This is a genomic window from Hymenobacter aranciens (assembly GCF_030580865.1).
GTDB lineage: Bacteria > Bacteroidota > Bacteroidia > Cytophagales > Hymenobacteraceae > Hymenobacter > Hymenobacter aranciens.
Genome location: NZ_JAUQSY010000009.1, coordinates 104,591 through 119,214, shown reverse-complemented (window position 1 = coordinate 119,214; position 14,624 = coordinate 104,591). Strand labels below are relative to the sequence as shown.

Annotated in this window: 15 protein-coding genes and 1 tRNA gene; 13 read left to right on the top strand and 3 right to left on the bottom strand. The window is 60.1% G+C overall.

Going from position 1 to position 14,624, the window contains the following annotated elements:
* The first annotated feature begins 4 nt into the window (after positions 1-4).
* From Q5H93_RS14665 to Q5H93_RS14655, 3 genes are all read left to right on the top strand, one after another.
* Positions 5-3,616: a phage tail tape measure protein gene (locus tag Q5H93_RS14665; RefSeq protein WP_305007318.1), complete on the top strand. Its 3,612-nt coding sequence runs from the start codon at positions 5-7 to the stop codon at positions 3,614-3,616.
* A gap of 147 nt (positions 3,617-3,763) precedes the next feature.
* Positions 3,764-4,231 carry a BLUF domain-containing protein gene (locus Q5H93_RS14660; RefSeq protein WP_305007317.1) on the top strand — a complete coding sequence of 156 codons (468 nt, stop codon included), beginning with the start codon at positions 3,764-3,766 and terminating at the stop codon, positions 4,229-4,231.
* A complete protein-coding gene (locus Q5H93_RS14655; RefSeq protein WP_305007316.1) occupies positions 4,179-4,799 on the top strand; it encodes a recombinase family protein in 621 nt (206 codons plus the stop codon). Before Q5H93_RS14660 ends, Q5H93_RS14655 begins: the two co-directional genes overlap by 53 nt.
* A 100-nt stretch (positions 4,800-4,899) precedes the next feature.
* Here the strand turns inward: Q5H93_RS14655 and Q5H93_RS14650 are convergent.
* Positions 4,900-4,973 (bottom strand) — tRNA-Asp (locus Q5H93_RS14650).
* A gap of 304 nt (positions 4,974-5,277) precedes the next feature.
* Here Q5H93_RS14650 and Q5H93_RS14645 point away from each other — a divergent pair.
* The 5 genes from Q5H93_RS14645 to Q5H93_RS14625 all read left to right on the top strand — a co-directional run bounded on the left by Q5H93_RS14645 (position 5,278) and on the right by Q5H93_RS14625 (position 9,372).
* Positions 5,278-6,225 carry an acetyl-CoA carboxylase carboxyltransferase subunit alpha gene (locus Q5H93_RS14645; protein ID WP_305007315.1) on the top strand — a complete coding sequence of 316 codons (948 nt, stop codon included), beginning with the start codon at positions 5,278-5,280 and terminating at the stop codon, positions 6,223-6,225.
* Between the two features lie 93 nt (positions 6,226-6,318).
* The gene (locus Q5H93_RS14640) at positions 6,319-7,167 is read left to right on the top strand and encodes an MBL fold metallo-hydrolase (protein WP_305007314.1); all 849 of its coding nucleotides are present in this window, start codon (positions 6,319-6,321) and stop codon (positions 7,165-7,167) included.
* A 60-nt stretch (positions 7,168-7,227) separates the two neighbouring features.
* Positions 7,228-8,013 carry a patatin-like phospholipase family protein gene (locus Q5H93_RS14635; RefSeq protein WP_305007313.1) on the top strand — a complete coding sequence of 262 codons (786 nt, stop codon included), beginning with the start codon at positions 7,228-7,230 and terminating at the stop codon, positions 8,011-8,013.
* 78 nt (positions 8,014-8,091) lie between these two features.
* Positions 8,092-8,667 (top strand): 1-acyl-sn-glycerol-3-phosphate acyltransferase, encoded by a 576-nt coding sequence (locus Q5H93_RS14630; RefSeq protein WP_305007312.1) that lies wholly within the window; start codon positions 8,092-8,094, stop codon positions 8,665-8,667.
* A 147-nt stretch (positions 8,668-8,814) separates the two neighbouring features.
* The gene (locus Q5H93_RS14625) at positions 8,815-9,372 is read left to right on the top strand and encodes a hypothetical protein (RefSeq protein WP_305007311.1); all 558 of its coding nucleotides are present in this window, start codon (positions 8,815-8,817) and stop codon (positions 9,370-9,372) included.
* A 33-nt stretch (positions 9,373-9,405) separates the two neighbouring features.
* Here the strand turns inward: Q5H93_RS14625 and Q5H93_RS14620 are convergent, their stop codons facing one another.
* Positions 9,406-10,065: a DUF4159 domain-containing protein gene (locus Q5H93_RS14620; protein ID WP_305007310.1), complete on the bottom strand. Its 660-nt coding sequence runs from the start codon at positions 10,063-10,065 to the stop codon at positions 9,406-9,408.
* A 144-nt stretch (positions 10,066-10,209) separates the two neighbouring features.
* Here Q5H93_RS14620 and Q5H93_RS14615 point away from each other — a divergent pair, with 144 nt between their 5' ends.
* From Q5H93_RS14615 to Q5H93_RS14595, 5 genes are all read left to right on the top strand, one after another.
* Positions 10,210-10,659, top strand: coding sequence for a DUF4395 domain-containing protein (locus tag Q5H93_RS14615; protein ID WP_305007309.1), 450 nt, complete (start codon positions 10,210-10,212; stop codon positions 10,657-10,659).
* Positions 10,660-11,244 (top strand): Crp/Fnr family transcriptional regulator, encoded by a 585-nt coding sequence (locus Q5H93_RS14610; protein ID WP_305007308.1) that lies wholly within the window; start codon positions 10,660-10,662, stop codon positions 11,242-11,244.
* A 79-nt stretch (positions 11,245-11,323) separates the two neighbouring features.
* Positions 11,324-12,016 carry a DUF8737 domain-containing protein gene (locus Q5H93_RS14605; RefSeq protein ID WP_305007307.1) on the top strand — a complete coding sequence of 231 codons (693 nt, stop codon included), beginning with the start codon at positions 11,324-11,326 and terminating at the stop codon, positions 12,014-12,016.
* 40 nt (positions 12,017-12,056) lie between these two features.
* A complete protein-coding gene (locus tag Q5H93_RS14600) occupies positions 12,057-13,487 on the top strand; it encodes an RtcB family protein (RefSeq protein WP_305007306.1) in 1,431 nt (476 codons plus the stop codon).
* A gap of 39 nt (positions 13,488-13,526) precedes the next feature.
* A complete protein-coding gene (locus tag Q5H93_RS14595) occupies positions 13,527-13,886 on the top strand; it encodes a hypothetical protein (RefSeq protein WP_305007305.1) in 360 nt (119 codons plus the stop codon).
* A gap of 7 nt (positions 13,887-13,893) precedes the next feature.
* On the opposite strand, the gene Q5H93_RS14590 is transcribed toward Q5H93_RS14595, so the two are convergent.
* Positions 13,894-14,589 carry a 16S rRNA (uracil(1498)-N(3))-methyltransferase gene (locus Q5H93_RS14590; protein ID WP_305007304.1) on the bottom strand — a complete coding sequence of 232 codons (696 nt, stop codon included), beginning with the start codon at positions 14,587-14,589 and terminating at the stop codon, positions 13,894-13,896.
* Between the last annotated feature and the right edge of the window lie 35 nt (positions 14,590-14,624).

The following is a 14,624-nucleotide window of genomic DNA, read 5'->3' as shown; positions in this document are numbered from 1 at the left end:
GGGGATGGCAAAGACCAGCGAAGAACGGACGATAGAAATTGTCGTCAATGGCCAGAAGGCCAACGCGAGCCTGAAGGAAATGGGGGCGGCCGCGGCAGTGCTCAGCAACCAGGTGCGCAAGATTGCGGCCGACGACCCCAACCGGGCCGCGTTGGTGGCGCAGCTGCAGGAGATGCGCCAGCGCATCGCCGCCACCACGGCGGAGGTCAACGGCCTCACCCAAAGCGAGGAGCAGTTGGCTGTCGCTGCGGCCGAGCTGGCGCAGCAAAACCAGCAGACCATCGCCACCGGCAAGGCCGCCGGCGCCTCGTTCAACGAGATGAAGGCCGCGGCCGGCCAGCTGGAAAAGCAGCTGCACGAGCTCAGCCAGGACGACCCCGGCCGGGCCGCCATGATTGCCGATTTCCAGCACCTGAAGGCGCGCATGGCCGAGGCCCGGGACGAGATGGAGAAAACCCGCAAGTCGGAGGCCCAGCTCAAGCAGGAGCAGGACGAATTGCGGGAGTCCAACCACCAGCTCGTGGTGAACGGGCAGAAAGTCTCAGCCTCGATGAAGGACATGGGGCAGGCGGCCGCCGTGCTCGAGCGTGAACTGGAGGAACTCTCGCGCACCGACCCCGGGTGGGCGGCGAAGGCGAAAGAGTTAAAGGAGATGCGGCAACGCATCGCTGAAGTGTCAGAGGAGGCCGGCAAGGTGGGGGAGAGCACGTCGGTGTGGGCGCAGGCCTTCGCCACGGCCGGGCTCACCGTTGGCATGGAAGCCGTCGTCGACGTGGTGAAGGAAGTGGGCCAGGCTGTGGCTGAAACCACCCAAGAGTTTCTCACCTTGCGCTCCAGCATCAACACCCTGACCGGCGCCACCGGCCCGCAGCTGGACACGCTCACGGCGCAGGTGGCCGGCATTGCCAAGACCTTCGGCAAGGAAAATCAGGAAGTGCTGCTGGCCGCCAATACGCTCAGCAAGCAGATGGACGTCAGCCAGCAGGAGGCGCTACGACTGATTTCGCAGGGCTTCCTGGCCGGCGCCGATGCCAGCGGCGAGTTTCTCGACCAGGTGAAGGAGTACCCCACGCAGTTCAAGGCGGCCGGCCTGAGCGCCAGCGAGGCCATTGCCGTGATTTCGCAGTCCGTGACCACCGGCGTCTTCAGCGACAAGGGCGCCGACGTAATTAAGGAGTTCGGCCTGCGGATTCGGGAGCAAACCTCGACCACGAGCGACGCCATGGTAGCGGCCTTCGGCGAGCCGTTCACCCAGAAAATCTTCGACGGCATCAACAAGGGCACGCTCAGCACCACCGAGGCCCTGCGCATGGTAGCCAAGGAGATGGACGAAACAAATGTGCCGGCCAACCGCCTGCAGACGGTCATCGCCGACGTGTTCGGTGGCCCAGGCGAAGACGCTGGCATCGATTTCCTGAAGTCGCTGAAGAACGTGGGCACTAGCATCGATGAGCTCGTGGACTCGACGAACACCTACACCCGGCAGCAGCAAGCCTTGCTGGCGTCGGAGCAGGAGCTGGCGGCCGCCCAGAACGGGCTGGCCAAGGAGTTCGAGGGCTCCAGTAACAGCCTGACGACGCTGGGCAACCAAGCCAAAACGGTGGGCTACACGCTGCTCATGTCCTTGGTCGTGACGTTCAAGGAGCTGTTTCAGCCGCTGCAGGAAATCTGGACTTCGTTTGTCAAGTTGGGCCAGCAGCTGCGCATCTTCGGTGGCGAAGGGCTCACGGCCAAGGCCGTAGGTGAGGGCCTGGGCGCCATGTTCCGGCTCATCTGGACGCCGGCGCGTCTGCTCTACCAGGCCATCAGCTGGGTAGTAGGTGGCATTACGGAGTGGATTGTAGCCTCGCCGAAACTCATCACCTTCCTCAAAGCCTATACGGCGCCGCTGCAAATCTTCTTCGATATGCTCCTGCATGCGCCGGCGTATTTCGAAGGCTTCAAGGCGGCGGCCTTCGCCACGTTCGGCTCGGTGGGGCGCATCATCAGTGCCGCGTTTCGGGGAAATTTCGCCGAAGCCAAGGCCGAGTTTATGAATATGGGCAACGGGGCAGGCAAGGCCTTTCTCGATGCGTACCATAAGCAAATCGCGGAGGCCGATGCAGCTGCCGCAGCAGAGCCGGCCATGGAGGAGGAGGAGAAGCCCAAGCGTAATGCCGATGGTGACGGCCAGACGGCCAAGGACAAGGCCAAGGCGGAGAAAGAGCGGCTGGCAAAATTGAAGAAAGACCAGGCTGACCGGGAGAAAGCGGCCAAAGAAGCCGAGGAGGCCGAGCGCCGGCATCAGGAGATGCTCTACAACCTGGCCGAGGCGGCGGTGATGCGGCAGGGCGACCTGCGGAAGGCAGAGTTGGCGAAAATTCAGTTCGACGCGATGCGCAAGGCCTTGCTGGTGAAAGGCACGGAGCAGGAACGGAACGCGGCCATTGCCCTGATTAACGAGGAGGCGCAGGAGAAAATGCGCGCCAAGCAGGCCGAGTGGGATAAGAAGGATGCGGATGAGAAAGAGAAGCTCCAAGACGCCTATCTCAAGCAAATACTCGGCGACATCGAGGAGACGATGACCCGTAAGGAGTCGGCGCTGGAGGTGATGCGGGAGGCCGGACTGCTCAGCGAGCAAGCCTACCAAGACCAGCTTTACGAGGTGCAGCGGGAGGGCTTGCAGAAACAGCTTGACTTGCTGGAGAAAGCGGGCAAAGGCCAGTCCGATGAAGCTCGGAAAATTCGGTCAGCCCTGGCGGAAACCGAAAAGAAGGGTACGCTGGCCAGTATCAAGAACGTCCAGGACGCGGAGAAAAAGAAGCAGGCACTCCAGGAATATGGGGTGAAGGTCGCCGGTGATGTGATTAGTACAGGTATCCAACTGCTGGGGCAGGATGAGGAGGCGCGCAAAAAGCACCATACCTTGTACGTGGGCTTGTCGGCGGCGAAAATCCTAATGGATGGCTACCAGGAAGTGGCCTCCATCTGGCGCTACTCGGCCGAGAACCCGGCCAATGGCATGTCGATGGGAGCCGCTGGTATCATACTGGGTGGCATTCAGACGGCGCTCGCCGTGGGGCGTACCATGATGGCCATCTCGAATCTCAACGACATGCCAGGCTATGCCGCCGGCGGTGCCACTGGGGACGGCATGGTCGTCTCACCTGGTACTGGCCGGCGGGTGTCGCCCTGGAGCGCCATGATGGAGTACTCGGGCATCAGCATCGGCAGCAACGGCAAGCTCACCGATGGCAGCGGCTTTGCCGTGGCCGGCGTGGTGCACGAGGACGAGTACGTCATTCCGAAGTGGCTGCGGCAAGACCCGCAGGTGGCGGCCTTCGAGGAGTGGGTGGAGGCCAAACGCATGCGCGGCTTCTATACCGGCGGCCGCACCAGCGACTCCGGCCCGGCTTCGGTTGACCAGGTCTTCGCCGACCTGGGCTCCGATGGCGCCACCACCGGCCTGCTCACCGACATGCTCGGCGAGATGCGCACCATGAACGGCCGCCTGGCTGGCGTCGAGTCCTGGCAGCGCCAGCTGCAGGTGAACTTCGACGTGCACGGCCACCGGAAAGTCACGGCAGAGCTCAAGCAGGTCGAGTTCGACTCCGCCATCCGGAAGAGCCCGAAGTAGTGTTCAAATTACTCTCTTGAAAAAAGGCCCCAAAAACCGCGTTTTTGGGGCCTTTGCGCGGGGTCGAAAAAGTGTTCAGAAAAGAAATCTATTTTGAACAGGGGCGGTCGCTACATTTGTCGCTCTTTTTCTGCCTTCTCTACCCGAATGCACCACCTCATATACCTGAGCTATGCGCACCAGTTATTTTCAGACGAGGAACTCGCGTCGCTGCTCGTGCAGTCCCGGCAAGCGAATAAACAAATGCACATTACAGGCGTACTGATGTATTCAGAGGGGCTGTTTATTCAGTTGCTGGAGGGGGAGAAAGAAGTCGTACACCTGCTCTACGCACGTATCACGCAAGACCCGCGCCATTTCCATCTCGTGAAGCTGGTTGATGAGGCCGTGAGTCGGCGCAGCTTCACTGAATGGTCTATGGCCTTTCAACTATACACCAGGCAGCAACTCAAAGCGCTGGCTGGCTACGTATCGGCTGACCAATTGGCGGCAGACCTAACGACGCTCGGCCCCGCCCATGCGGTAATCCTGCAGCTAGCCAAGAAATTTGTCTTCCCTGACCATGACACACCAACTGACGCGGGTAGCTCTCTACGCCCGGGTATCGACGTCTGACAAAGACCAAAACCCCGAAAACCAACTCCTGCTGCTACGCCGCGAGACCGAGCGCGCCGGTGATACTATTATAAAAGAGTACGTCGACGAGGAATCCGGCGGCAAGGCCACCCGCCGCCAGTTTCAGCAACTGTTGGCCGATGCCAAAAAGCGGCGCTTCGACTTGGTACGCGTGACGGCGCTCGACCGCTTCAGCTCCGAGGGCATCGAGGCCGTGTTCGGGCACCTGGCCACACTCGACCAGTGCAACGTCAGCTTCTGGAGCTACCACGAGCCGCTGCTCAACACCACCGGCCCCATGCGCGACCTCTACCGCGCCATCATTGCCTGGGCCGCCGCTTATCGCAACCAGCGCCACTCCGAGAACGTGCGCCTGGGCCAGGCCCGTAAGAAAGCGCAGGTGGAAGCCGCCGGCGAGCAGTACCAGCACGGCCGCCGGCCCACCGATGAAAGCGTCGTGGCCGAGGTGCGCCGGCTGAAAGGGGAGGGGCTGAGCCTGCGAAAAATTGCGGATGCCACCGGTGTGTCGGTCGGCACAGTGCACAAATACCTCGCCTCGGAAGCTTGATTTCTGGTGGCAGACTGCCACCCTTTCTGCCACCCTTTTTTGTTTGGACAATAAAAAAGGCCATTTCCGTGCTGGAAATGGCCTTTTTGCAAACAGTTCGCGGTCTGGACGGGACTCGAACCCGCGACCTCCGCCGTGACAGGGCGGCATTCTAACCAACTGAACTACCAAACCGTTTGCTTGGCGGAAAGCGTTGCCGTTTTCCGTTTTGGTGATACAAAGGTAGGGCAGGAAAATTGCCTTCTGCAAGCCTGGGGGCAAAGTTTTTTCGGAAAAAGCTTCTTGGGATGTCTTGCAGACTGTTTTTCAAGCCAATTAATTTTTGCCGGATTTGCCGACGGCGGATGTTTTACCTTTGTTACTCGCCCAGCAGGAAAAAAGCAGGCGTGTGAGGTCAGGGTTTTGAGCCCCGTCCAAACTGCGCCTGTTTGCCTGCGGCTGCCCGAATCAGATTTCCAAACCACCCCACCCGTCGTTCATGCTCCTCGATTTTGAACAACCCATTGCCGCACTTGAAGGCAAACTAAAAGAAATGCAACAGCTTGCGGCCGATTCTGACGTGGACGTCAGCGATGCCGTCGCGGCGCTGGAGAAGAAAATAAAAGACCTCAAGAAGGAAACCTACGCTAACCTGACGCGCTGGCAGCGCGTGCAGCTCTCGCGCCACCCAGAGCGGCCCTACACGCTCGACTATATCGGCGGCATGGCCGAGAAGTTTGTGGAGCTGCACGGCGACCGCACCGTGGCCGACGATAAGGCCATGGTAGGCGGCTTCGGTGAGCTCGATGGGCGCACCGTTATGTTTATCGGCCAGCAGAAGGGGCACAATACCAAGCAGCGCCAGTTCCGCAATTTTGGCATGCCCAACCCCGAGGGGTACCGCAAAGCCCTGCGCCTGATGAAGATGGCCGAGAAATTCGGTAAGCCCATCGTGACCCTGATTGACACGCCCGGCGCTTTTCCAGGCCTAGAAGCCGAGGAGCGAGGTCAAGGCGAAGCCATTGCCCGTAACCTCAAGGAAATGTTCATGCTCAAGGTGCCGGTTATCTGCGTCATCATTGGCGAAGGGGCCAGCGGTGGGGCTTTGGGCATCGCCATCGGCGACCGGGTACTGATGCTGGAAAACACCTGGTACTCGGTAATTTCGCCTGAATCGTGCTCCAGCATTCTGTGGCGCTCCTGGGATTATAAAGAGCAGGCGGCTGAAGCCTTGAAGCTGACGGCGACCGATATGCAGAAGGCAGGCCTTGTAGATGGTATCGTGAAGGAGCCCCTGGGCGGCGCGCATACCGACCCCGACACGATGATTAAGACACTGAAGAAAACCCTCATCAAAACGCTGGATGAACTGGCGGCCGTGCCCGCCGATGAGCGGATTTCGCAGCGGATTGATAAGTTTTCGGCCATGGGGGTGGTAGTGGAATAAAGTCAATGAGCAATGTGCAATCAGCAATGGACAATGATTTTTGCTGATGCTGGGCTATTGCTCATTATTAATTGCTGATTGCACATTGACTTCATGACAATTCATACCCTCGATACCGGGCTTTTTAAGCTTGACGGCGGCGCCATGTTTGGCGTGGTGCCCAAGGCTATCTGGCAGAAAACCAATCCGGCCGACGCCAACAATATGTGCACCTGGGCCATGCGCTGCCTACTAATTGAAGACGGCAACCGGCTGCTGCTCATCGATACTGGTATCGGGAACAAGCAGGACGAGAAGTTTCGCGGCCACTTTTATCTGCACGGTGATGCCTCGCTGGAAAGCTCCCTGCGCCAGCTGGGTTTCAGCAGCACCGATATTACCGATGTGTTTCTGACGCACTTGCATTTCGACCACTGCGGCGGCTCGGTGCAGCGGGAGGCCGATGGCACCTTGCGGGTGGCGTTTCCCACTGCTACTTTCTGGAGCAACCAGGCGCATTGGGATTGGGCCGTGATGCCCAATGCCCGCGAGAAAGCCAGCTTCCTAAAGGAAAATATCCTGCCGATTCAGGAAAGCGGGCAGCTGAAGTTTATCAACTCAGCAGCCGAAGGTTTGGTGGCGCTGCCGCAGTTTAGCGACCTGATTTTCGCCGACGGCCACACGGAGAAAATGATGGTGCCGGTGCTGAATTATAAAGGCCGTAAGCTGGCGTACATGGCTGATTTACTGCCTAGCACAGGGCACATCCCGCTTCCCTATGTGATGGGCTATGATATGCGGCCGCTGCAAACGCTGGCTGAAAAAGAAGACGTGCTGCGCCGTGCGGCCGATGAAAACTGGGTGCTACTGCTGGAGCATGACTCGGTGAATGAGGCTTGTACGGTGCAACATACGGAGAAGGGAGTACGGCTGAGAGAAACGTTGCGGCTGGCTGATTTGTAAGTGCTTGGAGTTGCATTTCGGAACACCCAACACGGCAAGCTAAACCCTACTCCGCATTCCATGAACCACTTATCCCTTGCTCTTTCCGGCGGCGGAGCCAGGGGGATTGCGCACATCGGCGTGCTGGCGGCGCTGGACGAGCTGCAAATCCCGGTGGCGCGATTGGCGGGCGTCAGCTCCGGGGCCATTGTGGCGGCGCTGTATGCGGCGGGGATGCCGCCGCGGAAGATTCTGCAGGAAATCGAGCGAGCAAGTTTGGTTAAGTTGCTAATGCGGCCGGCTTTTAGCTGGCGCGGAATCCTTTCGACGGGCGGTATTGCGCAGGAGCTAGCGCGGCTGCTGGGTGGGAGTGAGGCGCAGTTCGAGCAGCTGCAAAAGCCTTTAATCGTGGTTGCTACCGATTTGCTGGCAGGTGCTGCGGTGGGCTTTGATACGGGCCTGCTGCTGCCGCCGCTGCTAGGCACTACGGCGGTGCCATTGTTATTTAAGCCCGTCGAATACCAAAGCCAACTCTTGGTTGACGGTGGTATTCTGAACCTGCTGCCGGTGGAAGCACTGCTGGTCACGGCGGCTCCGACCGAGAAAGTAGTAGGCGTAAATAGTAACCCCGTAGGTCAGCGCACGGCAGCACAGCTAGGTGGGCTGCCCCGGCTGCTGGAGCGCACATTTCACCTGGCGCTGCACGGCAACACCCGGCCCAGTATGGCGCGCTGCCACCTGCTGCTGGAGCCGCCGGGGCTGGCGCAGTTGCGCGTGTTCGATTACCGCCGGGCGCCCCAACTGTTTGAGCTGGGCTACCGTTACACGCTGAGCCGGGCGGCCGAGCTGCATGCCCTGCTGGCGTAGCGCCGCCCGTTTCCCGGTATTTTCCTAGTTTTGACCCTCCGCTGTGGTCTGCTGACGGCGGTTGTCTTCGTTTTCTACATGTCCACTCCCCGTAAAACTTCCACGTTCTGGTATCTTTTCTCGCGCTTCTGGTTTTGGATAACCGGCTGGCACCTGGGCACGCGCGTGGCGCCCGGCGTCAAGAAAAGCATAATGATTGCCGCACCACACACCAGCAACTGGGATTTTATGTACGCCCGCGCCGCGTTTTTTCTGATGGACGTGGATGTGAAGCTGACCATCAAAAAAGAGTGGACTACCATCCCGCTGCTGGGCCGGCTGGTGCAGTCGCTGGGTGGCATCGCCGTCGACCGTAGCAAGAACAACAGCCTCGTCGATGGCATGGTGCGCCTGTTTGAGTTGCACGATGAACTGGTGATTCTCATCACGCCCGAAGGCACCCGCAAGTACCAGCCGAAGTGGCGCAAAGGCTTTTACCACGCGGCTATGCAGGCGGGCGTCCCCATTCAGCTAGGCTACCTCGACTATAAAAACAAGGAAGCCGGCGTGGGGCCCTGCATCTATCCGACGGGGGATTACGAGGCTGATTTGGAAACAATCAAAGCCTTCTACCGCACCAAGCCGGGCCGCTTCCCCGACCAGGGTGTGCGGTAAGGGCTGTAATGCGGAGTTTTATCACGCGCCGGGCTCAGGCATTGATTTGCCCGCGGTTCGCTACCTTGCCGAAGTAGCCCCGGGTGCCGCTTAGGGCAGCTACTGCATATTCACCATTCACGGAATGTAATTCCGCGTTACAGCACTATGGAAAAGGTCTTCACGTTGCTTTGGGTGCTGTTTGCCGTCGTAGCTTTCGTGGTGCGAATGGTGAAGAAAATGCGCGACAATGCGGCCCGCGAAACGCAGGAACGGCCTGCGCGCCCATCCGTGCCGGAACTGCCCGCCGCCAGCTTCCAGGAAATGCTGAAGCAGATGCAGGCGCGCAACGTGGCACCTGCCAGCAGCGAAGCGTCAAGGTCTGAGCAGCAGTCTCGTCCAGCCGTTTCCAATACCCGACGCACGCCGGGCGGGCGGCCCATGCCGCAGGCCAAAGCCCAGCCCGCCCGCTCGCAGGAGCGCACCGACATTCGCCCAAAATCGCAGGAGCGCCCGGCGCTGACGCCGGTTTTTGCCGCCGCGCTGCCCCGCGCTTCCCGCGAGGTGCCGATAGAAGACTACTGGCAGCAGCGCGCCCGCCAGCAAGCCGAGCTGCCGCCGCCAAGTGTGCCGACGGTAGTAGCGGTGCGCCAACTGCTGGCCCGGCCCGAAAGCGTACGGGCGGCGTTCGTGCTGAGCGAGATTTTACAGCGGCGACATTTTTAAGGTACTGACGGCAAGCTAAGGCTTGCTACATAATTAGTTTTGCGTCAGGGCGTAGCTCATCAGATTAGCGCCCATGCGCAGGGCGGCCTCGTGCGTGGCGGGCGAGTCTTCGGGGTAGGTGCCCACGTCTTCCCAGCCGTTGCCAAGGTCACACTCGAAGCTATAGAAGCACACCAGGCGGCCTTTGTAAAGCATGCCGAAGCCCTGCGGGCGCTTGCCATCGTGCTCATGCACTTTAGGCAGGCCGGTCGGGAACTGGTATTTCTGGTGGTAGATGGGGTGGGAATAGGGCAGCTCCAGAAAGTCCAGCTCGGGGAATACCTTCTTCATCTCGGGCCGGATGAACTTGTCGAGGCCGTAATTATCGTCGATGTGCAGGAAGCCGCCGCCAGTGAGGTAGCGGCGCAGGTTACGGGCCTCGGCGGCGGTGAAGCTCACGTTGCCGTGCCCGGTCATGTGCACGAAGGGGTAGGTGAGGAGCTCGGGCGCGTCGAGTTCCACGGTAGCTTCTTCGGGCGCGATGTTGGTTTTCAGGCTCTGGTTGCAGAAGCTGATGAGGTTGGGCAGCGAGGTTTTGTTGGCGTACCAGTCGCCGCCGCCGCCGTAGTGCAGCTTGGCCACGCGAAAGCTGTAGGCCGAGGGACCGGCAGCGGTGAGCAGCAGCGCCGCCGAGAGAAGCAATGATTTCAGCATATTGAGAAGCAGGCGGCCCGGCCGGGAATTAAGCGGGGCGCGGCTGGTAAATAAAGTCGGATTGGCGCAAAGTTCGTTCCCGCCGGGCTAGCGCGCGGCATCCGGAGTTTTAAACAAAGGCGGCTCGTTGACGATTTCAAACGCATGGAGACAGTCAATCAACTGGTCTGCCCGGTTTCGGAGGAGCGGGTCGATGAAAATGCAGCGCGGGTAGCGGCGGGTATCACGGTACTGTGGGTAAGCAGTGCGCTATTTTTCAATAGCTTCTGGCTAATGGCTGTATTGGCGGCGGATTTTGCCATTCGGGCTTTCACGGCGGGCGATTGGAGCTTGGTGCGGTGGCTGGCGCGGCGTATCGTGCGTCTGATTGGCCTGCGGGCCCGGCCCACGCTCGCTGCGCCGAAGAAGTTTGCGGCGCTGCTGGGGACTGTTTTTTGCACGCTGATTGGGCTGGGAATCGCGCTGCAATTCACTTATCTGACCACTGCGCTGGTGGCAGCATTGCTGGTATGCGCTCTGCTGGAAGGGCTCGCGGGCTTCTGCGTCGGCTGCTACGTGTATACGTACGCTATATTGCCCTTCAAAAAGCAGTAAATGGCCGACCGCGCCCAACTTATTCAATTCCTGCAAACCGGCGGCCGTATCACGCAGCCGCAAGCCGAAGAAATAGCCCAGGAATTCACGGCCAAAACCATCGGCAAAAACGAGTTTCTGCTACGCGCCGGGCAGGTGAGCGACGATTACGTTTTTCTTGACCAGGGCTTTTTGCGCGCCTTTGCCTATGATATCGACGGGCAGGATATTACTACCGGCTTCTACGGTCCCGGGCAGGTGGCTTTGGAAGTAGCTTCCTTTTTCCAGCGCACACCCTCGCTCGAATACCTGCAGGCCCTCAACGAGTGCCAGGGTTGGCGCATCAGCTTCACGCAGCTGAACGAGCTGTTTCACAGTCGAAACGATTTTCGCGATTTCGGCCGCTCGGTCCTCGTGCGCGGCTTTGCGGCCCTCAAAAACCGCATGCTGGCCACCATTACCGAGCCCGCCGCTGTCCGCTACGAGCAGCTGCTGCGCAGCCAGCCCGCGCTATTCCAGCACACGCCGCTGAAGTACGTGGCGTCGTACCTGGGCATCACCGATACCTCGCTGAGTCGCATTCGCAAAGGCGGAGGCAAAAGGTAGGCGGGCGTTTCTTGTCATTTGGTAAGTGATGGGGGAGGAGTGGTAACGTCCTTTGCAGCACATTTATCCCGTTCTGCTCATGAAAACGCTGCCACTTATTCTCCCCCTTACTTTTGGGGCCACCACCTCCCTCGCCATTGGCATATTTTATCTGGCCGCCCGACGTTCGGGGCGCACGCTGGCGGTGCTACTGGTGTGGCTGCTGCTGCAGGCGGGCGTGGGCTTGAGCGGATTTTATACCGTTACGGACAGCCTGCCGCCTCGCCTAGCACTGCTGCTGGGGCCGCCGCTACTGCTGATTCTCGGTTTGTTGCTGACGGCCGCCGGTCGGTGCTACCTCGACAGCCTGCGCCTGGAGGTGCTGACCTTATTGCACATCGTGCGCATCCCGGTCGAACTGGTGCTGTTTGGGCTGTACCTCCACCATGCCATTCCGCAGCTGATGACGTTTGAGGGCCGCAACTACGACATCCTGGCCGGACTCACAGCCCCGGTGGTGTTTTATTTCGCTTTTCGGAAAAAGCAAGTGGGCACTACCGGGTTGCTGGTCTGGAATTTCCTCTGCCTGGGCTTGCTGCTCAATATCGTCATCAACGCGCTGCTTTCGGCCCCCACGCCCTTGCAGCGCTTTGCCTTCGAGCAGCCCAACGTGGCCATTCTGCACTTTCCCTTCGTGTGGCTGCCGGGCTGCGTGGTGCCGCTGGTGCTGTTGGCGCACCTGGCAGCGTTGCGCCAGTTATTTATCTCGCATGGTACTCGGCAAGTAAAGTAGCGCCGGCTTAACTTGCCGGCTTTACCTCAATTCCCCTGTTATGGTAACCGGCAAAGACCTCCTCGACCTCGGCTATAAATCCGGCAAGTGGTTCAAAGAAGCCCTGGAGCACATCAACGCCCACGAGCTGAGCGGCGACGAACTCCGCGCCTACCTCGACCAGGTGGGGCCGCCCCCGGCCGTGCCGCTGCTACCCCAGCCGCTGCCTTTTCATGAGAATATCCGCGCCGAAACGGCCGTGGAGCAGGATAACATCGACTGCGTGCGCCTCTCGATGCAGCAGCTTATGCGCACGCCCACGGTGGTGGCCGGCGCCGTGATGCCCGACGCTTGCCCGGCCGGGCCGGTGGGTACCATTCCGGTGGGCGGCGTGGTGGCCACGCGCGGGGCCATCCACCCCGGCATGCATTCGGCCGACATCTGCTGTTCGGTGATGCTGACTAATTTGGGCCAGGCCGACCCGAAAACGGTGCTCGACATTGCCCAGCAAATTACCCACTTCGGCCCCGGTGGGCGCGAGCGGGAGCACCAGTTCGAGCTGCCCGCCGAAATCGAGCAGGAAATGAAATCCAACCCGTTCCTGAGCTCGCTGCGCAGCCTGAATTTTGCCCGCGAGCACCTCGGCACGCAGGGCGACGGCAACCATTTCCTCTACGTGGGCACCTCGCGCAACACCGGCGACACGGTGCTCGTGACGCACCACGGCTCGCGCGGCGTGGGCGCGCTGCTCTACAAGAATGGTATGGTGGTGGCCGAGCGTTTCCGCCAGGTGCTGTCGCCCGAAACCGCCCCCGCCAACGCCTGGATTCCCATTGATTCGGAAGAAGGCCAGAATTATTGGCGCGCCCTGCAAACGGTGCGCAAGTGGACCAAGCAGAACCACTTGGTGCTGCACGATACCATTGCCGAGCGGCTGGGCGCGCCGGTGCAGCAACGCTTCTGGAACGAGCACAACTTCGTCTTCCGCGACGGCGACGTGTTCTACCACGCCAAAGGCGCCACCCCGCTTGACCCCAAATTCCTGCCCGACATTACCGGCCCGCGCATCATTCCACTGAATATGGCCCAGCCCATCCTCATCGTGGAAGGCCACACCACGGCCAATAATCTGGGCTTCGCCCCTCACGGCGCCGGCCGCAACCTCAGCCGCACCCGCCACAAGCGCAGCATCGTGGGCAAAACCGACGAGCAGGTATTTGCCGAAGAAACCCAGGGCATCGACGCCCGCTTTTTCTTCAACCGCATCGACGTATCGGAGCTACCCAGTGCCTACAAAAACGCCGAGGAAGTAAAGCGCCAAATCGTTGAATTTGACCTCGCCACGACGGTGGATGAAATCCAGCCCTACGGCTGCATCATGGCCGGCGACTGGGAGCAGGACGCGCCTTGGCGCAAGAAGAAGCTAGCCAAAGCGGAGGCGAAGCGGCTGGCGGAGCAGGACGCACAGGCGGATGAGTCGGCGCTACAATAGACCACTAAAACGTTCATAAAACCTGCGGTTTCCTATAATATGGCTTTAGCGAAGAAAGGTCTGCGTACTATTCAGGTTGGTGGAGAGAACTTTGTTTGGAAAGTAAGAAGAAGGGTTTCGCATGAAGAAAGGCATGAAGCACAGCTCAATATTCCAATTCAACATGCGAATGGCGGCCAGCTTTTTATTGCTCACATCGGCTATTCACGCACTGGTTATGAGTCTTATGAAATAGAAAGCCTTGGCTATCTGAAGGAAATTACTCCGGCAATTATAGAGCACTGCATCATGCGAGCAATCAGTCTGGGGTGGCAATATAAGTGCAGTGGTAAACCCGTAAGCATAATTGATGGCAGGTTAACCGATAATACATTAGTTGCCAGGCTGCTTGCGGAATAAGCTGTTGTCAGCGGCACAATTGCGCCGCAAACACCGCCGCCAGCGCGGCAGTCTCCGTGCGGAGCCGCGACGCGCCCAGCGACACCGGCCGGATGCCCCGGCCCAGCGCCAGCGCAATTTCGGCGGGCGTAAAATCTCCCTCCGGCCCAATCAGCACGCAGCAGCGTGGCGCGTTGCCGACCACCTGCTTCAATTCGGTGCGCTCGCCTTCTTCCAAGTGGGCAATAAAGGCCGTTTCCGGCTCCACTTCCGCCACGAAGGCGGCGAAATCCGTCATATCATCCAGCTGCGGCAGCCAGGTCTGGCCGCTCTGCTTGAGCGCACTGATGGCAATTTTTTCCAGCCGCTCTAGCTTCAGCTCGCGGCGCTCGGAGCGGGCGCAACGCAGGAAGGTGAGGCGCTCAATGCCCACTTCCACGGCTTTTTCGACCAGCCACTCCATGCGGTCGAGGTTTTTGGTGGGGGCCACGGCTACGTGGGTGTAGGTGGCCCGGGGCGGGCTGGTTTCGTGGGCGGTGATGCGCAGCTGGCAGCGCTTGGGGTTGGCATCGGCTACTTCGGCTTGGTAGCGGCCGCCACGCCCGTCGAGCAGCTCCACGGCGTCGCCGGGGCCGAGGCGCAGCACGCGCACGGCGTGCTTGCTTTCGTCTTCGGGCAGGGTGTGGGTGGGGCCGGCGAGGTCGGGGGCGAAGAAGGTGTGCATGGGCGCAAAGAACGGGATTACGGCCAACAAACGGG